At 64.0% G+C, this 20,163-nt stretch carries 15 protein-coding genes; 8 read left to right on the top strand and 7 right to left on the bottom strand.

The genetic code is table 11. The features are described from left to right. Positions 1–6 precede the first annotated feature (6 nt). Together ACNKU3_RS04015 and ACNKU3_RS04020 are read right to left on the bottom strand one after the other, a co-directional pair. Positions 7–1,257, bottom strand: a complete 1,251-nt coding sequence (locus tag ACNKU3_RS04015) for an aromatic ring-hydroxylating oxygenase subunit alpha (protein WP_418258126.1) — start codon at positions 1,255–1,257, stop codon at positions 7–9. A gap of 16 nt (positions 1,258–1,273) precedes the next feature. Then, entirely contained in the window at positions 1,274–1,627 is a 354-nt protein-coding gene (locus ACNKU3_RS04020; protein ID WP_418258127.1) for a hypothetical protein, read from the bottom strand. A 567-nt stretch (positions 1,628–2,194) separates the two neighbouring features. Here ACNKU3_RS04020 and ACNKU3_RS04025 point away from each other — a divergent pair. Both ACNKU3_RS04025 and ACNKU3_RS04030 read left to right on the top strand, forming a co-directional pair. Then, on the top strand, positions 2,195–3,505 hold the full coding sequence (locus ACNKU3_RS04025) for a cytochrome P450 (protein ID WP_418258128.1): 1,311 nt from the start codon (positions 2,195–2,197) through the stop codon (positions 3,503–3,505). A 56-nt stretch (positions 3,506–3,561) separates the two neighbouring features. Continuing rightward, positions 3,562–5,958 (top strand): TonB-dependent receptor, encoded by a 2,397-nt coding sequence (locus ACNKU3_RS04030; RefSeq protein ID WP_418258129.1) that lies wholly within the window; start codon positions 3,562–3,564, stop codon positions 5,956–5,958. A gap of 73 nt (positions 5,959–6,031) precedes the next feature. Here ACNKU3_RS04030 and ACNKU3_RS04035 read toward each other — a convergent pair whose 3' ends face one another. Beyond that, positions 6,032–7,249 (bottom strand): cytochrome P450, encoded by a 1,218-nt coding sequence (locus ACNKU3_RS04035; RefSeq protein WP_418258130.1) that lies wholly within the window; start codon positions 7,247–7,249, stop codon positions 6,032–6,034. 211 nt (positions 7,250–7,460) lie between these two features. Between ACNKU3_RS04035 and ACNKU3_RS04040 the strand changes: the two genes are divergently transcribed. After that, positions 7,461–8,006: a nuclear transport factor 2 family protein gene (locus tag ACNKU3_RS04040; protein WP_418258131.1), complete on the top strand. Its 546-nt coding sequence runs from the start codon at positions 7,461–7,463 to the stop codon at positions 8,004–8,006. A gap of 13 nt (positions 8,007–8,019) precedes the next feature. Here the strand turns inward: ACNKU3_RS04040 and ACNKU3_RS04045 are convergent, their stop codons facing one another. The 4 genes from ACNKU3_RS04045 to ACNKU3_RS04060 all read right to left on the bottom strand — a co-directional run bounded on the left by ACNKU3_RS04045 (position 8,020) and on the right by ACNKU3_RS04060 (position 14,702). Further along, positions 8,020–10,290, bottom strand: a complete 2,271-nt coding sequence (locus tag ACNKU3_RS04045; RefSeq protein ID WP_418258132.1) for a molybdopterin cofactor-binding domain-containing protein — start codon at positions 10,288–10,290, stop codon at positions 8,020–8,022. Beyond that, positions 10,287–10,760, bottom strand: a complete 474-nt coding sequence (locus ACNKU3_RS04050; protein ID WP_418258133.1) for a (2Fe-2S)-binding protein — start codon at positions 10,758–10,760, stop codon at positions 10,287–10,289. Before ACNKU3_RS04050 ends, ACNKU3_RS04045 begins: the two co-directional genes overlap by 4 nt. Before the next feature lie 21 nt (positions 10,761–10,781). Next, complete coding sequence (locus tag ACNKU3_RS04055; protein WP_418258134.1) at positions 10,782–13,322, bottom strand: PQQ-dependent dehydrogenase, methanol/ethanol family; 2,541 nt, start codon at positions 13,320–13,322, stop codon at positions 10,782–10,784. Positions 13,323–13,409: 87 nt separating this feature from the next. Then, a complete protein-coding gene (locus ACNKU3_RS04060; protein WP_418258135.1) occupies positions 13,410–14,702 on the bottom strand; it encodes an amidohydrolase family protein in 1,293 nt (430 codons plus the stop codon). A 174-nt stretch (positions 14,703–14,876) separates the two neighbouring features. Here ACNKU3_RS04060 and ACNKU3_RS04065 point away from each other — a divergent pair, with 174 nt between their 5' ends. The 5 genes from ACNKU3_RS04065 to ACNKU3_RS04085 all read left to right on the top strand — a co-directional run bounded on the left by ACNKU3_RS04065 (position 14,877) and on the right by ACNKU3_RS04085 (position 20,161). After that, positions 14,877–15,737 carry an alpha/beta fold hydrolase gene (locus tag ACNKU3_RS04065; protein WP_418258136.1) on the top strand — a complete coding sequence of 287 codons (861 nt, stop codon included), beginning with the start codon at positions 14,877–14,879 and terminating at the stop codon, positions 15,735–15,737. An 87-nt stretch (positions 15,738–15,824) separates the two neighbouring features. Further along, positions 15,825–16,364, top strand: a complete 540-nt coding sequence (locus ACNKU3_RS04070; RefSeq protein WP_418258137.1) for a VOC family protein — start codon at positions 15,825–15,827, stop codon at positions 16,362–16,364. A 54-nt stretch (positions 16,365–16,418) separates the two neighbouring features. After that, a complete protein-coding gene (locus tag ACNKU3_RS04075; RefSeq protein WP_418258138.1) occupies positions 16,419–18,035 on the top strand; it encodes a class I adenylate-forming enzyme family protein in 1,617 nt (538 codons plus the stop codon). 58 nt (positions 18,036–18,093) lie between these two features. Then, positions 18,094–19,149: an enoyl-CoA hydratase/isomerase family protein gene (locus tag ACNKU3_RS04080; RefSeq protein ID WP_418258139.1), complete on the top strand. Its 1,056-nt coding sequence runs from the start codon at positions 18,094–18,096 to the stop codon at positions 19,147–19,149. 19 nt (positions 19,150–19,168) lie between these two features. After that, the gene (locus ACNKU3_RS04085; RefSeq protein ID WP_418259019.1) at positions 19,169–20,161 is read left to right on the top strand and encodes a YhdH/YhfP family quinone oxidoreductase; all 993 of its coding nucleotides are present in this window, start codon (positions 19,169–19,171) and stop codon (positions 20,159–20,161) included. Positions 20,162–20,163: the final 2 nt, after the last annotated feature.

A 20,163-nucleotide genomic window follows, 5' to 3' on the forward strand; every position in this document is an offset into this window, starting at 1 on the left:
CTTCGTTTATTCTGGCTGGTCAGGGAATGACTGTTCGCGCTCCCAGGCGGCGACGGCGTCGCAGGCGACCTGGTGGTTGTGGCGCAGTGCAAGTTCATGGTCGTGGTAGTGAAACTGGTGGATCTGGCCGTTGTCCAGGGCCCGCTGGATGTGCTCCAGGGTGCTGAGGTCCTCCATCACCACATCGCGGAATTCCACCATGGTGTTTTCCTGCCCGAAGCGCTCGGCGGCATTGCGCGCCGGGCGCACGAAGACCCGTTGCTGGTAGAGGCAGCGGTTGTGGGCCAGCGGCCAGACCTGGTGCGCGGTGTACATGCCGGCGGACACGGTGAAGGCGAGGCCGGGGAAAAACATCACCAGGTCGACGCTCCAGTTGCGGTCGCGGGTGCGGTTGATGCCCGGTGGCATCGCGTAGTCGAGCGTTTCCTGCACCACGTTCTGGGCGGCCGCCGCATGGTCGTAGGCGAGTTTCTGCACCGGCCGCGGCACCGCCTGCACGCTGTAGTGGGAATTGGTGCGGTGCGGGCCGAGCAGGGTCACGTCGAGCAAGCGGCCAAAGGGGTTGCCCGATGCCATCATGGTAGGGGCTGCCGAGTTCGGGTGCAGTATCGGGATGTGGTACACCTCCGCCGGTGAGTCGACAGCGAGTTTCCAGTTACAGGCGATTTCGGTTTCAAACTGGTAGCTCTGGGTACAGGCGCCCCAGGGGTAGCCGGCGAGGTCCTCGCCCTGCTGGCCGAGGTAGTCTTCGAGAGTCTGGAAGGGTTGGTCGGTGGGGGCGACAAAGATGAAACCTTCCCAGATGCCCATAGGGACAGGTTTCAGTCCCAACTGGCTTTTGTCCAGGTCGAAAAAGCCCTCGCTGTCGCGCACATTGGCCAGGTTACCCTTGAGGTCAAAGGACCAGCCGTGGAAGCGGCACATGAACACCCCGCGGCATTTCCCGGCGCCGCGGTGTGCAACCACGTTGCCCCGGTGCGGGCACACATTGTGGAAGGCGTTGATCCCACCGTCGCGGTCGCGACAGATCAACAGCGACTGGTGGAAGGTGGGCAACTGGAAGACAAAGTAGTCGCCGGGTTCGGGGATCTGTTCGACCCGGCCGATCATGTACCAGCTGCGTTTGAAAATGGCCTCGATTTCCTTGCGGTAAATCGCCGGGTCCCGGTAGGCGTCGGTCGGCACTGGCCCGGTGCCGAGCTCCGGGTACTTCGCGGTCAGCCCGATGGGCGGAACGGGTATGGTTTCGGGCTTCATCTGTTTTACCTGTATTTCAGGCCTGCGCGGCCAGGTCGGGAATCTGGCGCAGGTAATGAATACGGTTCACCGGATACCCGTTGGCGACCTCGGGGCTGCCGTACCACTCCACCGCCGGGGCGATTTCCGCCAGCGAGAGCATCAGGCCGAGGAGGTTTTCCGCCTCCGGGGGCAGTTCCCCGAGTTGCAACTGGCTGAGGTAGGCCAGGGCGCTGTCACCGAGTGGGGTCATGGCGTCGTAGAAGGACTGGATAGCTTCCATGGGCGCAGACTGGCGCTGCTGCATCCTGGCGCTGGCGTCGGGCAAAACCCAGGTGGTCACGAAGGGTGCAAGGCTGTCGAAGCCGTCGGGCAGGCAAGCAGGGTTCACAGGCTGTGTTCCGTGTTTTTCACAGCGTTTAATCTAGCAGCCGTCAACGCAACTCGCTCAACATCTGGCGTACATTTATCTGCAATCACCGTCGCGCGTTACCTTGCAGCACAGCTGGACGGGGAGCTGGCTTCGCTATCGACAGCCTGGCTTCGCTATCGACAGCGAGGCAGGTTCGGTAGAGAAGCGTCCAGCGGAGAGTTATAGGCTTCTACCCACAATAAAGGAGCCGGGTTCCCGCGGGATTGCCGGTCTGGGGAAAGGTTGGGGCGATGGGTAAGCAAACTTTGGCATCGGCTCTGGACGCCGTGAATTCCACGGGTGCCGCTGAAAACGGCACACGGGTTATCAGTCCTTGAGAGAAAAAAATAGAAGATTTCGGGTCGGCTTCGCTGTCGTTGCGCGCGTTGAGGAGAACGGCGCGGGCAACGAGAAGCCGTCCGCTTTTTTCTCCTTCGTGTAACACAATACGCCGAAAAACCGGCGCAATTTATCGGGAAGCGCTTGTCTGGCCTGTGCTTCACTGTCCGCTATAGCCAAACGTTTCAATTTCGGTACTGAATGCTGATGAACGATTCGAACAATAACCAGCAGTGCCCGGTCCGCGGCGAGCGCATGACCCTCACGGGGCAGGAATCCCGGCTGGACCCGTTGATCCGCAACAATCCCTTTCCGTTCTACCAGGCGCTGCGCGAGCAGAGCCCGGTCTACTACGATCCGCAGCTTGACCTGTATCTCGTTACCCGCTACGACGATGCAGTGACCGTCCTGCGCGATCCGGTCACCTATTCCCAGGAGCACGGCTACCAGGACCGCTATGCCAATGGCATGGTGGATGAGCTGGCGGAAATCATGAACCGCGACGGCGGTGGTTTCATTCGCGATATCATCGCCTGTGACCCGCCGGAGCACACCCGGCTGCGACGCTTGCTGGAGAATGCCTTTACCGCCCACCGGGTAAAAAGCCTCGAGCCGCGCATTCGCCAGATCGTTGTCGATCTGCTCGAACCGCTCGCGCAGCGCGGGTTCGCCGACGGCATGAAGGATATCGGTGCACCCCTTACCGCGCAGATCATCTGCGAACAGCTCGGGCTCGATTTTGCCGAGGTAGGTACCGAAAAAATAGCCCGCTGGACCACGGCATTGCTGGCGCAAATAGGGCGCATGCAGACCCGCGAGGAACTGGAAGCCAACGCCCGCGAGATGTGCGACCTGCAGAATTACATCATCCCGCGCATTCGCGAGCGCGAGGAACAGCCCCGCGAGGACATGATTTCCGATCTCGTGCACGCCCGCCTGGACGACGATGAACGACCGCGGCTCAGTTTCCAGGAACAGGTTTCCTGTGTGCGCGCGCTGCTCATCGCGGGGAACGATACGACCGCGGCGGCGATTACCAATCTGCTGCTGGTCCTGGCCAGTGACCCGGAGCTGGCCGACAGGCTTTACCGCTCGGTGGACGACGAGCGCCTGATGGCGCGTTTCGTCGAGGAGGTACTGCGCCTGCAGCCGCCGGTGCACGGCCTGTTCCGCACCGCCATGCAGGATGTCGAGCTCGGCGGAACGAAAATTCCCGCGCTCTCGCAAATCTGCATCATGTTTGCCTCCGCCAATGACGACGAGGCGCGTTTCCCCGAGGGGCGTTGCCTCAAGCTGGATCGGGCCAACGCGGGCAAACACCTCACCTTTGGCGCGGGGATACACCTGTGCATTGGCGCCGCGCTCGCGCGCATGGAAATCAAGGTCGCTGCCCAGGAAATCATCCGCCGCCTCGACCACATCCGCCTGGCGATGCCGCCGGCCGACATTTCCTACCTGCCGACGCTGGCGACCCAGACTATCGAGAAGTTACCGCTGACCTTCATTCGGCGCGAATAGCGACACGGCTCAAGCGGTTCATTCCACGTATTTTAATAAAAGTAAGGAGACTGGAAGTGCGTCATTGCAAGCGACTGGTATCTGCTGCGGTTGCCGCAGCCGTATTCGCCCCATTGCCCGTCTGGGCGCAACTGGAGGAGGTCATCGTCACCGCGCGCAAGCGGGAGGAATCCATCCTCAAGGTTCCGGTGGTCGCAACCGTACTCGGTGGCGCGGCGCTGGAACAGTATGAATCCGGCGACCTGTACAATATTACCGAGCGCGTGCCCGGCCTCAATTTCAGCGCCGGTACCCTGTCCTTTGGCGCCCAGGTTTCCCTGCGCGGTGTGGGCACCTCGGTGCTCAACGCGACCCTCGACCAGTCCATTGCGCTCAACATCGACGGCATGCAGATGACCCAGGGGCTGTCCTACGCCATCGGCATGTTCGACTCCTCCCAGGTTGAAGTCCTGAAGGGCCCACAGGCGCTGTTCTACGGCAAGGCCGCGCCCGGTGGTGTAATCGCCATTACCACCGAAGATCCCGGCGATGAACTGGAACTGATTGCCCGCTACGGCTACGAAGTCGAGGCGGAGGAAGACCGTATCGACCTGATCGTCTCCGGACCGATCACCGATACCCTGGGGGTTCGCCTGTCCGGGCGCATGAGCGAACTCGAGGGCTTTCGCAAGAACAAGGGCTTCGCCCCCGACGATCCGGCGCTGGCTTTCGGCGGTGTCGATCCCGCCGAAAAGAATTTTGCGCCGAAGGAAGATGTGATGTTTCGCGCGACCGCCAAGTGGGAGCCGACGGAAAGGTTCGCGGCGCGGGTGAAATTCAACTATATGAAATCCGAACTGAACGGGGACGCCTACGCGACCGATTTCTACTCCTGCCCCGACGGCATAGTCGGCCCTTTTGGTTTCCAGTTCATCAACCCCAACGATAACTGCAAGTACGACAAGAAAATCTATATCGTCGACGTCGACCCGGATGTGTTCGTCGGGGTGCGGAACAACGGCACGCCATTCAACGACATGAACCAGAAGTTCACGACGGTCGATCTCAGTTACGAGCTCACCGACAACTGGACCATCGATTCGGTGACCGGCTATTTCGACCTCAACCAGGATTCGATGATCAACGGCCACTCCTCGGGTTACCTCGGTCCCACCATCGTCGCCGATCCCGGCTTCCGGCGCGAGGACTGGACCCAGGAACTGCGCCTCACCTCCAACTACAGCGGAGCGTGGAACTTCATGTTCGGCGCGTTCTACCAGGATTCGGATATCGAGTACGTCAACAACCTGCTCGGCAACCCCTCGCTGGGCCTGCCGCTGCAGCTGAACGAGGGATACCAGCCGATCGGTATCGAGTCGACCTCGCTGTTCGGCCAGGTACTCTGGGACGTACTGCCCAATCTCGAACTGGCCGCCGGTGTGCGCTGGACCGATGAGGAGCGCACCCACGAGGTCGTCAGCACCATCAGCGGCAGTCCGGTGATAGTACCGACGGCGACGCCGAAGCTGGCCACCGACGATTATTCACCGGAACTCACCGCCACCTGGACACCTACCGACACCTTTACCGTGTTTGCGTCCTACAAGGAGGCCTTCAAGGCCGGTTCCTTCGATACGGTGACCATTCCCGCGCCGGGTGACGAGAAATCCTTCGACGATGAAAAGGTCAAGGGCTATGAAGTCGGCTTCAAGAGCGAGCTGATGGACCGGCAGCTCGCCTTCAACGCGGCGCTCTATTACTACGAGTTCAGCGACATGCAGGTGGGTTCCAATATCAACTCACCGGAAGGCGCGATCATCATCACCACCAACAACGCCGCCAGTTCCGAGATCACCGGTGTCGACCTTGACTTCACCTATGCCCCCGCCAATGTCGACGGCCTCACGGTCTACGGCGCACTCAACTACAACCAGGCGGAATACGATAAATTCGACACCGCGCCCTGCTGGGGCGGCCAGTTGATCCAGGATGGCTGCAACCTGCTGTTCGACGAAACCACCGGCGATTACTCAGCGCAGGATTTGTCCGGCGAGCAATTGCTGCGAGCACCGGAACTGACCGGGGTGATCGGCGTCGATTACGCCTTCCCGGTGGGCCAGGGCATGCAGGTATCCATGGGCTGGTACACCTCCTATTCCGACGAGTACTGGGTGAATACCGGTTATCGCCGCCCGGACATGCAGTGGGATTCCTACTGGACACACAACGCCAATATCGCCCTGCACGGGCCCGACGAGGCCTGGGAGATTGCGCTGATCGCCAACAACCTGGAAGACGAGCAGGTGGCAGGGCAGTGCTCGAACTCCAATTACCAGAACGGTGTGGTGTTCGGTGGTGTGAATACCGGCTCCTCGGAGCCCGGTGTGGCGGGGATCGAGGAATTGACCTGCGACGTGATCAACCGTCGCTCACTGTGGATTCGCTTCAGTATGGATTTCGCCCAGTTCTTCTGAGTTCAACCGGTGCACGCCCGGGGAAGGGCAAAAAAAACCGCGGCTTGCCGCGGTTTTTTCTTTGCTGAAGCAGTCAGGCGGCCGCGTCGAAGGCGATGGGCAGGCCTTTCAAGCCACTGACGCCGTAGAAGGGCCGGTAATGGACCTCGCCAGTGCGCCGCGGATTGTGCAACTGCTGCGCGATCAGGTGCAGTCCCTCGGTGATCTGTGCCCGGGCGATGAACTGGCCCAGGCAGATATGCATGCCGCGGCCGAAGGCCGCGTGGCGCGCCTTGCGCTGCTGTTCCGGGGCGAACTCGTCGGCATCATCGAAATAGCGCGGGTCGTGTCCGGATATATTGACGGCAAAAAACAGCATGGTGCCTGCGGGCAGCAGCACTCCGCGGTATTCGATGTCCTTTGCCACCTTGCGGAAGATCATCGAGGGGTTGCGCAGGCGGATGGCCTCCTCGACCACCCGGGCACAGTAGTTCACGTCCTCGGCGCAGCGGGCATAGCACTCGGGTTTGTCCAGCAACATGTGCATGGTCAGGGTCATCACGTTCTTGGAGGTGTCGTAGCCGGCCACGAACATGAAAATCAGCAGGTCGTAGATTTCCCGGTCGGAAAGTTTTCCCGCCGTGCCGGCGAACAGCAGGTCATCGAGCAGGTCCTGGGGTTCGGCGTGCGGTTCCTCGGCGCGGCGATTGGCGACCAGGTTCTGCACGAACTCGTCGAGCACGCCGATCGCCTCCTGCAGCTGGGGCAGCAGGGTAGGGTCCATGGCGAAGCCCAGGCCCATGGTTTCCAGGGATTTGCGCAGGCGCGGTATTTCGCCGCGCGGTGCGCCGACCATGGCGCAAAGCACTGAAATCGGGAAGTAGGAAATGAATTCCTCGAAATCGAATTCGCCCCGTGGCAGCCATTCGTCGAGGAGCTCCTGCATGGTCGCGCGCATCAGCGGCCGGTTGCGGTTGGCTGCCGCCGGGGTGAACATCGGCGCGAGGATGTCGCGCATGCGCTTGTGTGATTCACCGGTATGCGCGAGCAGCTGGATCGAGGTAAAGCGCCCCCAGGGCGTGTCTTCCGCGCCCATGGTTTCGATGATGTTATCGAAGCTCGGGCACATATGCTCATCCATGCGCAGCAGGTCTTCAATGGCGCCGTGCTCGTGCACCACGTAACCGAAGGCGCAGCGGGCGATCCAGGGTTGCTGTACCCGCGCCGCGGCGAATGCGGAGCAGGCGTCAGCGGCGAAGCCCTCCTGTTCCATGGCGAGATAGGGAAGGTCCAGGTCGTTTAGCGCTTGCATGATCGGTTTCCTCAGCCTTTGCAGCCGGCGGCGTTATTTGCCCCGAGGGTAGCACCGTGAAATTCGCGGTGCTCGACAGTTTGCGCCCCTTTTCGGGTGTTGGTTGCGCGCCCATTGAGGCCAAAGGCTGGGGGGAGGGCAGGAACTATCGAGACGGGTCACAGGGTCTGTGGCTTACTCCGGTAATGAAAAGCTGGCCGAGGACTTGCCGATGGACCCGCGATTACAGGAAATGCTCGATCATCACGAGATAACCCGCACGGTCAAGGAGTACTGCCACGGTTGCGATCGCTGTGACGAAGCGCTCATGGGCAGCGTCTATACCCGCGACAGCTGGGACGACCACGGGGCTGTCAGCCTGCCCGGTGGCGAATTTGCCCACGTGATGACCGGCATGATCCTCGACACCACGGAATCGCTCTCGCACCTGCTGGGGCAGTCGCTGATCGACGTGCGCGGTGACGAGGCGGGCGCGGAAACCTACTTTCTCGCGGTGTCCCACAGCCCGCGGGAGGACGGCGTCCGGATGTGCAACCAGCTCGGCGGGCGTTTCGTGGATACCCTGGTACGCGAGGACGATGGCCGCTGGCGCATCCGCCACCGTGTCGTGCTGCGCGACTGGTCGGTCAGCCTGCCGGTGGAGGCGGACTGGACCGATGACGCAGGACTGCGCGACGGCGCCCGCTCCGGGGAGGACCCGGCCTGTGCAGTGCTCGGCCGGGTACACGGTGGCAACAGCTACGGCGCTGCTCCCTGAGGGCGGCGCCGTATCAGCTCCAGCTCAGGTCCTGCTTGCGAAAAGGCGTCGAGCGCAGGCGTTTACCCGTCGCCTGGTAGATCGCGTTGCCGATGGCCGGGCCGATCGGGCCGACCGGCGCTTCGCCGATGATACTGAAGCGCTCCTGGCCGGAGAGCGCCTCGAAGTGCACGTTGATCGGCGGCAGGTGGTCACCCATCCGCAGCATCGGGTAGCGGTCGAAGTTGCTCTCCAGCGGCACGCCGCCGGCGATATGCAGTTCTTCGTTGAGCGTCATGTTCATACCGAATAGCGTGCCGCCCTCGATCTGGGAGCGCACCGCGTCGGCGTTGGCGACCTTGCCGGTATCAAAAGCCACGTCTACCTGCATGACGCGCAACTCCCCTGCTGGGCTGACCGCAACCCGTGCCACTGTACACAGCACGGTGCCGGCGTCGCGCACGCCGCCCGCGGGCCAGTTGGAGATGGCGATGCCCATGCCTTCGCCGCGCGGCAGGGGTTTGCCCCAGCCGGCTTTTTCCGCCGCGATGCGCAGACAGTCGGACCAGGACGTGCTCCACTGCGACATCAGGTGCAGGCGGTATTCCAGCGGGTCGATACCGGCGGCAACGGCGCAGTCATCGATAAAGGTTTCCACGGTAAACACGTGGGAGTTGTAGCAGGGGCCGCGATAGGCGCCGTTCATGATATTGACCGGCTGGTTGGTCGACGACAGCCGCAAGTGGGGGATGATACCGCTGGTGAAGTAGGGCATGTCGTCGTAGCCCAGGGTCAGCTGGTAGAGCGGGTGGGTGCCGGTGAAACAGACCCGTGAAGTCACCGCACGGGGATAGCCATCGTCGCCCAGTACCGCCCGGAAGCGCGTGTTGACCGGCGTGCGGTAGCGTCCCTGGGCAAAGCATTCCTCCCGCGACCAGATGGTCTTGACCGGCACCCCGGGGTACTCCCTCGCTACCGCCACGGCCACCCGCACATCGTCCGCCTGGGTGCCGCGGCCAAAGCGCCCGCCGACCAGGGTCTGGTGCATGCGTACCTGCTCCGGCGCCATGCCGGTCTCGTCGATGACGACCCAGTAAGCCTGCACCATGTCCTGGGTGGGACACCAGACCTCGGCGCTGCCCCCGGTGACCAGCGCGGTGCCGCTCAGGGGTTCGATCATGGCGTTCTCGGCGTAGGGAGTCGTGTAATCGTGCTCGACCACCTGGCCCTCGGTAACACTGTCGACGTCGCCGGACTCGCGCAGGATTTTGGCGTCGTCCGCGTGGTGCAGCGCTGCGGTGGCCGCGTAGATGTCAGCGGAGCTGTCCCAGGCCTTGCCGGCCGGGGCAGCCCACTCGCAGGGCAGGGCCTCCAGGGCTTTTTTGGCCTGCCAGTAGTGATCGGCGATGACCGCGACGCCGCTCTGCAACTGGTTGGTGGAAAAGCCCCAGGTGGATTTCTGTTCCAGCTGTGTGCCGCGGGTGTTCGCCGGGTCGATCACCACCACCGCGCGCACGCCGGGCATCCCGAGCACCGCCTTCGGGTCGTGGTTTTTCAGTGTGCCGCCGTGAACCGGGGATTGCCGCAGCGCCGCGTGCACCATGCCCGGCACCTGCACGTCGATACCGAAGACCGCCTCGCCGCGGGTCACCGCCGGGATGTGCAGCCTGGATGGCGTCGCCTTGCCGAGGAAGGTCCAGTCCTTTTGCGGTTTCAGCGCGGGCTCCTGTGCCAGGCTGATGGCGGCAGCGGCTTCGGCGACCGCGCCGTAGCTGAGGCTGCGATCCGACCTGGTATGCCGCAGCGTGCTGTTGGCCGCGGTGATTTCGCTCACCGGGACCTGCCAGTGGTTCGCCGCGGCCTGGCGCAGGCGTTCCCGGGCGCTGGCACCCAGTTGCATTGCGTAGCCCATACGCACGTCGTCGGTGCCGTGGCCGCCGAACCAGGGCAGGAAGCCGCGGGTATAGACACCGCCTTCCACGTAGTCGCGATTGATCGAGCTGAACTCCACCCGCACCTTGCTCCAGTCACAGGCCAGTTCCTCGGTCACGTTCATCGCCACCTGGGTCATGGCGCCGTTGCCGATTTCCGGCGTGGGGACGCGAATGATGACAGTGTCGTCCGGGGTGATCTCGAGCCAGGGCGACAATTCGTGCGGGGCAGGCTCGTCGGGGCTCCAGGGGCCGTCCGCACCGGCGCGGGCAAGTTCGCCCATGCCCAGCAGCATGCCCCCGGCCAGCGCCGAGGTGGTGACCAGGAAGCGGCGGCGGCCGAGGTCCACGGCGGCGTTGTGCAACGGCTTCATGCCCCCACCTCCGCACGCATTGCGGCCGCGGCGCGGTGGATCGCCGCGCGGATTCGCGGATAGGTGCCACAGCGGCAGATATTGGTAATGGCGGCGTCGATGTCCGCGTCGCTGGGTGAGCTGTTGCGCTGCAGCAGGTCGGCGGCAGCCATCAGGACGCCCGACTGGCAATAGCCGCACTGGGGGACATTGAGCTCGGACCACAGTAGTTGCAGCGGATGATCGCCGGCTGCCGACAGGCCTTCGATGGTGACCACCTCCAGCCCTTCCACGCTGGCAGCGGGAATGATACAGGAACGGGTCGCGGCACCGTTGATATGCACCGTGCAGGCGCCGCACTGGGCGATGCCGCAACCGAACTTGGTGCCGGTCATGCCGAGGTGGTCGCGCAGCACCCAGAGCAGGGGGGTGCCCGGGTCCACCTCGAGCTTTTCGGCTTTGCCGTTGACGGTGAAAGTGATGGCGGTCATTACCTTGTCTCCAGTGCGGTTCTAGGCGTCAATCTGCAGCAGCGAGGGATTGAAGTACTCGCGGATCAGCACCAGTTTGTCGCCGCGGAAGCGGAACACGGCGATGTACTCGTTGGCATAGGTGCCGGCATTGCCTTTCTGTACAGCCCGGCTGCTGAACTCGGCGATCATGACCTCGCCATCCGCTCCCGGGTACCAGGCCTTGGGTATGAATTCCATATACTCCCAGAACGCCGGGAGGGTCTTTTTGAACTGGTCGAGAATGGCCGTCTTGCCCTCGAACTGGTTGTCGCCGGGCAGGTAGGGAAAGTGCATGACAGCGTCTTCCGCCACGTGCACGCCCGCCTGGTCGATTTCCAGGGCGCCGAGCTTGTTGAGAAAGTCGCTGACGATGGCTTTTTGTTGTTCCATGGACATGGATAGCTTCTCCCCGTTGTCCTTGTTGTCGGTGGTATTGGCGGGCGCATCGAGTGCCTGGCCCAGGCTGCGCAGGTACTGGCGAATGGACTCGGCCTGTGACTCATCGAGGTTGTCGAATTGCGGCATGCCATTGGGCACCAGGGCGCCGCCCCGGACTACGCGATGGAAGATGTCGCGGCTGCGTACGATCGGTGAAATACGCAGGTCGGGCGCCGTGCCGCCGGGCACTGCGTTGCTGCCGTGGCACACCATGCACCCCGCCATCATGTATTGTACCGCGCCCTGCTGCTCCAGTGTCGGATCGGATTGGTAATCCGGGTCCTCGGGGGCGACCAGTGCCGGCATCGGCGGGTTAGGCGGCAACTGGGCGGTTCCGGTCAGTGAAAATACCAGGACCCGCCGCGGCATCCGGTAGTCGGTGCGGAAGTTTTCGATGCCATCCGAGAACAGGCCGCCGCCGGAGGTGCCGTTGCCGGTCAGCACGGCGATGTACTGTTTGCCGTCGACCGCGTAGCTGACAGGTGGCGCTACCACGGGTACACCGACATTGAAACTCCAGTCGACCTCGCCGGTCGCCGCGTCGTAGGCGATGAAGCGCCCGTCGATAGTGCCCTGGAACACCAGGTCGCCGGCGGTGGCCAGGGTGCCGCCGGGCCAGTCGCCGGGTGTCTGCACAGACCAGCGCGCCTCCTGTTTTACCGGGTCCCAGGCCTTGAGGAAGCTGGTGCGTGCGCCCGGGATGGCGAGGTTCATATCGCCGTGGATGCCCATGCTCACTTCCTGCGCCGGGGTGTCCGGACCGGGGTGGTGGATCATCGAGGCGCGCCGCAGTTCGGGGATATAAACCAGCCCGGTGCGCGGGCTGAAAGACTGCGGCTGCCAGGAGTGGGCGCCGGTCACACCGGGCCAGAGTTCAAAGGGCTGCTTGTCGGTCTCGCGGAAGCCAGGGGCTTCGATGGGGCGGCCGCTGGCCAGGTCGACGCCGGTCGCCCAGGTGACTTTGGAAAAGGGTTCGGCCGAGATCAGCTTGCCGTTGGTGCGGTCGATCACGTAGAAAAAGCCGTTTTTCGGCGCCTGCATCAGCACCTTGCGCGGTTCGCCGTCGATCTCCAGAGTGGCCAGGGTCATGTCCATGGCCGAGTTGTAGTCGGTCTGTTCCGCCGGCGAGTTCTGGTAGTGCCAGCGGTACTCGCCGGTATCGGCGTCGACCGCCACCACCGAGGTAAGGAACAGGTTGTCGCCCTCGCTGTCGCTGCGCAGGCGGTGGCTGTAGGGGAAACCATTGCCGGTGCCGAGGTAGAACTGTTTCAGTTCAGGGTCGTAGCTGATGGCGTTCCAGACGGTGCCGCCACCGCCGTGGTTCCACCAGTCGCCGCCCCAGGTTTTGGCCGCCATGGCCATCGCCGGTTGTTCGAAGCCCTGCGCAGGGTCGCCGGGGATGGTGTAGAAACGCCAGAGCTTCTCTCCGCTCATGGCGTCGAAACAGTCGACGTAGCCGCGCACCGGTGCGGTGTCCGCGCCGCCGTGGCCGATCACCAGCTTGCCGTCGAAGACCCGCGGCGCGCCGTTGACGTAGCGTCCGTCGGGGGCCTCGGGCAGGGTGCGGGCCTCCCACAGGGGTTTGCCGGTGTTGGCGTCCAGCGCGATCACCCGGCCCTCGTGGGTGACGATGAATATGCGCTGGTTCCAGTAGGCCAGGCCCTTGGCGCCATAGCCAAAGCGCAGGCGGGGGCCGGACAGTTCCCGGGATTTCGAATCGTACTCCCAGAGCAGTCTGCCGCTGGTGGCGTCCAGGGCGCGGATGTAGGAGTGGCCGCTGGTCACGAACAGTTTGCCATCGGCCATCACCGGCGCGGTCATGGTGTTGCCGGGCGGCAGGTCGAAATACCAGTCGGGGGCCAGCGCCGCGACGTTCTCGCGGTTGACCTGGGCCAGCGGGCTGTAGTGGGTTTCCGCGCCGGTGCGGCCCCAGGAGGGCCAGTCGGTCGGCGTATCCGCTGCGATCGCGGGGAGCGCAGGCGTCTCCACGATGGCCGTAGCCGTTGCGGGTCCGGTGCCTGTTTCCCTGCTGCATCCTCCCAGCGCCAGGCTAATGGCAAGCAGCGCGAAGGCGGGGAGAGTGTGATGAATCCTGTTGTGCATAGTCAATCTCGGTATTCGGACTGGGTGCGGGGTATAGCGCGAGTTGCCCCAGAGGGAAAAAACGCGCGTTTTATCGCCGGAAATACCTCACGCCGGCTGGCTCCGCCCCGCCAGCCTGTCGAGCACCAGCCGGCCGTCGCGCATCACCGCTTTCAGTGAGGCTTCCGGGCGCGACAGCAGGCCGAGGTCCGCTACCGGGTCGCCCTCGACGAGGATGATGTCGGCCATCGCGCCCGCCTCGACCACCCCGACCTTGCCGGGGGCGTCGTCGAGCAGTTCGCCCGCCGTGGCGGTGCCCCAGGCCAGCACATCTTCCGCGGAGATGCCTTCGAGGGCAGCGTAGTATTCGAATTCCCGGGCGTAACGGCCCACCTCGTGGTCCAGCGGGTCCTCGTCCATCACATCGCGGAACACGCCGCTGTAGTCATCGCCAATGAGAATCTTCACCCCGGCGGCCTGGGCCACGGGCAGCATCCGGCGCACGTTGTCGTAGTACACCTGGGTGGAACCGTCGGGGTCGCCCCAGCCCATCTGCAGCAGCAGTCTGGGGTAGATCAGGCTCGGTACCCAGTAGGTGCCGTGCTTGAGCATCGCCTCGATGACTTCCTCGTCCACAGCGTCGCCGTGGTCGAGGATGTCCACGCCGAGCTCGATGCACTCCATGATCATGGCCTTGTCGGACACGTGGGTGCGCACCTTCGCGCCGCGCTCGTGGGCGCTGTTGACCAGCGCGGCGATCTCGTCGCGGGACATGTTGCGTACGGTGCGCCCGGGAAAACCGTGGCCGGCGCTGGCGAAGAACTTGATGGTCTGGACGCCGCGGCGGATCTCCTCGCGCACCAGTTTGCGGATTTCATCGGGGCCGTCGCCGAACAGGTCGATGCCCGGGGTCTGCGGTGTCTGCCACCACTTCGCGCTGTCGTTGAGGTCGGCGGTGGTGCCGATGTGATGGCCGCAGGCGCGCAACCGCGGCCCGTCGATAATGCCCTCGGCAATGGCGATTTTCAGCTGGGCGTCGATATCGTGGGCGCAGGCGGCGCCGACATAGCCGGTGAAGCCGCTTTCCAGCAGTACCCGGCAGGTGCGTACGCCAATAGCCATCAGTACACCCGGCGGCAGTTCCTTGCCCAGCTTGGCGCCGGCCAGGCCCTCCGCCAGGGAGAAGCGGTAGAAATCCGGGTGCAGGTGGCAGGTGATCATGCCGGGCATCAGGGTGAGCCCGCTGGCATCGATGCGCCGGCTGCCATCCGCCGGCAGGGCGGCACCCACGGCGGCGATGCGACCGCCGGCGATGGCGACATCCTGCGTTTCGGGGAGCAGCTTGCGGCCATCGAAAACCCGGGCATTGGTGAAGATAATATTATTGTCAGTGGCAGGCATCGGCCCTTCCTCCAGCTTTGCCACAGTATCGCATGCGTATCCGCCGGGGTTTTCGATAGTTTGCGACCCGTCGTATAGAGATTGCGCCGAGAGCCCGGCGTCCGCAGCGCGGCGATTGACCCGGCCCGCACATAGCGACACACTCACAGCCCTCGCCGAAGCGGATAACCAACAATGATTGAGCGCTGCGCCCCGATTGCCGTCGACCCGGAAACCTTCATCGCCGATCTCGAGGCGCGCGGCCGGCGCTTTGCGACCAGTTGTGGCGAGGGCGTGCTGGTCTGGCGTTGCTGGGGCAGCGGGCCGCCCCTGCTGCTGGCCCACGGCGCTGGCGGGTCATGGCTGCACTGGGTCCATACCATCGATGCACTGGCGCAACACTATACCGTCTGGGCGGTGGACCTGCCGGGCTACGGCGAGTCGGACCTCCCGCCGGAACCGACCCAGAAAGCGATTTCCAGCGTCCTCGCCGAAGGCCTGGTCGAACTGACAGCCGCCGCCCTGCCGCTCGATGTCGTGGGGTTTTCCTTTGGCGGGGTCGCCTCGGCTTACCTGGCCCGCTACTTTCCCGAACTGGTGCGCCGGCTCGTGCTGGTGGATACCGGTGGCCTGGATACGCCGCGCGGCGAAGTGGACCTGCTTGGGGTACGGGGCCTGGATGCCGAGGGCCGGATTGCCGTCAACCGCCACAATCTCCTGCAACTGATGCTCCACGCCGAGGACAGCGTCGATGCGCTCGCGCTGTGCATCCAGGCCCTGGTCGGCACCCGGTCGCGCCTCAATCCGATACCCCTGGTACTGCCCGACCGCCTGCTGCAAGTGCTGCCGAAGCTGACCCTGCCGGTGGATTGCATCTGGGGCGAACTGGACCAGCCGCATCCGAATCCAACGGCCCAGGAAGAAGTGTTGCGGCGCTTTTTCCCGCAGATGCAGTTCCGGGTGATTGCCGGCGCCGGTCACTGGGTCATGTACGAGCGCCCCGCGGCGTTCAACGCGGCGCTGCTGGAGATCCTCGCGCCCGGCAAGTCGCCATAGTCGATAAATCGACATCTTCTGTAGAGACTGCCATGCGCCCTTCGGTGAGACTGCCGTGATACCTACTGGCTGACCGGAGACACACAGATGCAACTCATGCCTTTCCCTGACCGGAATTTCATGCAACTGGCATGGGTGGTCCCCGATCTCGATGCGGCCATCGAGCACTGGACCCGAAGCGCCGGGATCGGACCGTTTTTCGTCTTCGACAGCCTGGCCTACGACAACGCGATGTACCGGGGAGCGCCGGTATCCTCGACACCGTTCAACATCACCGCCGCGATTGGCCAGGCGGGGGATACCCAGATCGAGCTGATCTGCCAGCACGACGACGCCCCGTCGATGTTCCGCGACCTGGTGCCCGCCGGTAAGACTGGCTTTCACCATGTGGGTATCTACTGCGAAGACTACGACGCAGAACTGGAGGCCTACCAGTCCGCCGGGGCCGAAATCGCCTTCAGCGGCCTGATGATGGGTTTCCGCACCTGCTGGCTCGACCTCAGCAGCACGCTCGGCTTCATGGTGGAACTGGTCGATGCCAACCCCGTGGCGGACAGCATTTTCCAGCAGTTTCGCGACGCAGCCGAATCCTGGGATGGCAGCAATCCGGTGCGCACCCTGGGCTGAGCGCCCGGTAGCGGACCCTTCATAACAAGACGATACCAGCAGGATGCCCACAGCATGAGCACGACCCAGCAGCAGACCCTGCCAGCGCTGTTTGCCCGTAAAGTCGCGGAGCGCGGCGACCACCCGGCGGTAGCGATGGCCGGGGAGAGCGTCACCTATGCGGAACTGGAGCGGCGTTCCGCGCATTTTGCCCGGGCGCTGCTGCAGGCGGGCGCGGGGAAGGGCGCACGGATCGCGCTGCTGTCCGCCGACGGCATTTTCTGGCTGACCGCCTTTCTCGGGTGCATGCGTATCGGGGCGCTGGTCTCCCTGGTCAGTACCCTGTGCACCTCCCGCGAACTGGCGCACATCCTGCGCACCAGTGACACCCAGTTCCTGGTAGCCAACCGGCGCTTTCTCAATCACGACTACGGCGAAAAACTCGGCGAGGCCCTGCCCGGTCTCGCTAACGGCGAAGCCGGTGCGCTGCGCCTGGTAGACGCACCCTACCTGCGCGCGATCTGGCTCGACGACGCCGAGGGCATGGCCTGGGCAGAACCCGTGGACGCCCTGCTGGCACTGGCCGACAGTCCCGCTGCGCCCGGCGACGACTTGCTGGCGGCGTTGGAAAGGGAAGTCGCGGCCAGCGATGATGCGGTGATTGTCTATACCTCCGGCAGCACGTCTGCACCGAAGGCGGTGACCCACTGCCAGCGCACCCTGGCCTGTCATCCGCCGGCTGTGGCGGAGTATTTTCTGCTCAAGCCCGACGACCGCATGATGCCGACCCTGCCGGTATTCTGGCTGGGCGGGCTGGTGATGGCCCTGGAAGTACTGAGCGTGGGCGGCACCCTGGTCTATCCGCAATCCCCCAGTGTCGACGACATGGTCGAGGCCATCGCCACGCTGGCGGTCAACCGCGTCAACAGCTGGGGCGATATGATGGTCAAGCTGCGCGAGGGCGCGCGGGGCAGGGGCATCGACGTGGACAGCATCATCGGCCTCGGCGAGTTCCGCGAGGCCAGCGGCGAACTGATCCCGCCGCCGCTGCAGGCGAACCTGCTGGGGATGAGCGAAACCTTTGCCGTGCACAGCGCGGAACCGCTGGACGTGCGACTGCCCGCGGACAAGGCCGGCGCCTCCGGCCGCACGGTCAACGGCTACCAGCGGCGCATCGTCAACCCGGAGACCGGCGAGGCAGTGGCCACCGGCGAGCTCGGCGAATTGCAGCTGCGCGGTGGCGGCCTGATGACCGGTTTCTACAAGCGCGAGCGCGAGAGCGTATTTACCGCGGACGGCTTCTATCCCACCGGTGACCTGTGCCGCGAGGATGCAGACGGTTACCTGTACTTTGTCGCCCGTCGCGGCGACATGATCAAGACCCGCTCGGCCAACGTTTCCCGGCTGGAAGTGGAAGCCGCCCTGCGCGAAGTGCCCGGAGTGGCGATCCCGGTGGTCGCCGGTATCGACGATCCGGAGTACGGCCAGCGGGTGGTCGCCGCCGTGGTGCCTGCCGAGGGCGTCGACCTGAGCGAGGAGTCACTGCGCGACGCGCTGCGGGAATTGCTGTCCAGTTACAAGGTGCCGCGCAATATCGTGTTTATCAGCGAGTCCGATATTCCCCGGACAAGCACCGGCAAAATCAGGCTGGCCGAGATCGGGGCGATGATCGCCAGCCGGATTTCGGCCTGAAACGCGGCGGCCTGCCCGCCGCCTGTACACCCCATTCCAGTACCAGGAGTAGACCATCATGAGCGACAACCTGAACCGCCCGCCGCCCGAGGAAATCATCCTCTACGAAAAAGACCCCAAAACCAAGATCGCCACGATCACCCTGAATCGCCCCGGGCACCTCAACGCGCCGACCATCGCCGCGCGCCAGCGTTACGCGAAACTGGTCCAGCAGGCCAACGTGGACGACGAAGTAAAGGTGCTGGTGATTCGCGGTGTCGGCGACAACTTCGGCAGTGGCGGCGACCTTCCCGAACAGTCAGAGCTGTTTTCCAGCAACCAGGATTCCTCGCTGCTGCACGAATTCGAGATTCCCGAGGAGGCGGATGTCAAATACCCGCCGAAGGATTCCTATCGCTATCTCTCCACACTGGTGCATCACTACGCGACCACCGCCTCGGGCATGCGCAGCCTGCAGGAGTTCAAGAAGATCAGCATCGTCGAAGCCAAGGGCTACTGCTATGGCTGGCACTTCTACCAGGCCGCGGATGCCGATCTCGTGGTCTGTTCCGACGAAACCCTGTTCGGCCACTCGGCCTGGCGCTACGCCGGCTGGGCGGCGCGCATGTGGCAGTGGGCCCTGATGATGGGGCTGCGCAAGTTCCAGGAAATGGTATTCACCGGGCGCCCCTTTACGGCGAAGGAAATGTACGAGTGCCACTTCGTCAACAGCGTGGTGCCCCGCGACCAACTGGAGGCGGAAACCCACAAGTACGCGCTGGCCTGTTCCCGCAGCCGGCCCACCGACACAGTCATGATGCAGAAGACCTTTTTCGAAGTGTTCAAGCAGAACCAGGGCGAGTACATGGGCAGCGTGCTGGCCGCGTGGCTGGAATCCCTGCTGCCGATGGTGAAGTCCGACGGCGAACTGGAGTTGGGCGACGATACCTTCGACAAGGGGCTCAACAACGCGGTTAAGGACAACGACGAGCTGTTCCCCGAGGACTGGCGCCTGAGCAAGCGGAGCCGCAAGACGGTACCCGACCCCGAAGCCGAGGAAATTACCCAGTTGCGCAGCCAGCTCGCGGCCATGCAGGAACAGCTGAAAGCACTCGAGGCCAGACTGGGTTCCTGATGGCGGTGATCGCGTGACGATGGTGGAACCCTTCAGGACACTGCGGGTCGACGGCCCGGGCGAGGGCAGGGCGCGGCTGGAACGATTGTCCCTCGATGATCTCACCCCCGGCGATGTCGTCGTTCGCGTGGAATACTCGGACATCAATTACAAGGACGCCCTCGCGGTGAGCGGGAGGGGCAAGATCATCCGCAATTTTCCGCTGGTGGCCGGCATCGACCTCGCCGGTGAAGTCGTCAGCTCCACCGACCCGGCGTATACCGCCGGCGACAAGGTGCTGGTGATGGGCTGCGGGCTCAGCGAGACCCACGATGGCGGATACGCCGAATACGCCCGGGTCCGCGGCGAGTGGATCGTGCCGCTGCCGGCGGGCATGGACACGCGCGAGGCGATGATTCTCGGTACCGCCGGGTTCACCGCCGCCTTCGCGGTGCACCGGCTCGAACAGAACCGCCAGCGGCCGGAACTGGGGGAAATCCTGGTTACCGGAGCCACCGGAGGCGTCGGCAGCATCGCTGTGATGATGCTGGCGGGGCGCGGCTACGACGTGGTCGCACTGACCGGCAAGGCGGAGGCGACGGATTACCTGAAGTCCCTGGGCGCCAAACGGGTCGTCCTGCGCGGTGAGCTGGACATGGGCACCCGGCCGCTGGAGACGGCGCTGTGGGCCGGTGCGGTGGATAATCTCGGCGGGGATGTGCTCGGCTGGCTGACCCGCACGGTCGCCACCTGGGGCAATATCGCCAGCATCGGCCTGGCCAGCGCATCCCATCTCGACACCACGGTGATGCCCTTCATCTTGCGCGGGGTCAGCCTGATCGGTATCAATGCGGGGCTCAATCCGCGGGAGGAACGCCTGGAGATCTGGCAGCGCATGGGCGCGGACCTGAAACCGCAGCACCTCGAGCGTATCGTCACCCGCTGTGTAGGGCTGGAGAACATCATTCCCGTGTGTGCCGGTTACCTGGAAGGCAGCGTCACCGGTCGCACACTGGTCAACATCGGAGGATAAGT

It is taken from the genome of Haliea sp. E17 (assembly GCF_048323675.1).
Classification (GTDB): domain Bacteria; phylum Pseudomonadota; class Gammaproteobacteria; order Pseudomonadales; family Halieaceae; genus Mangrovimicrobium.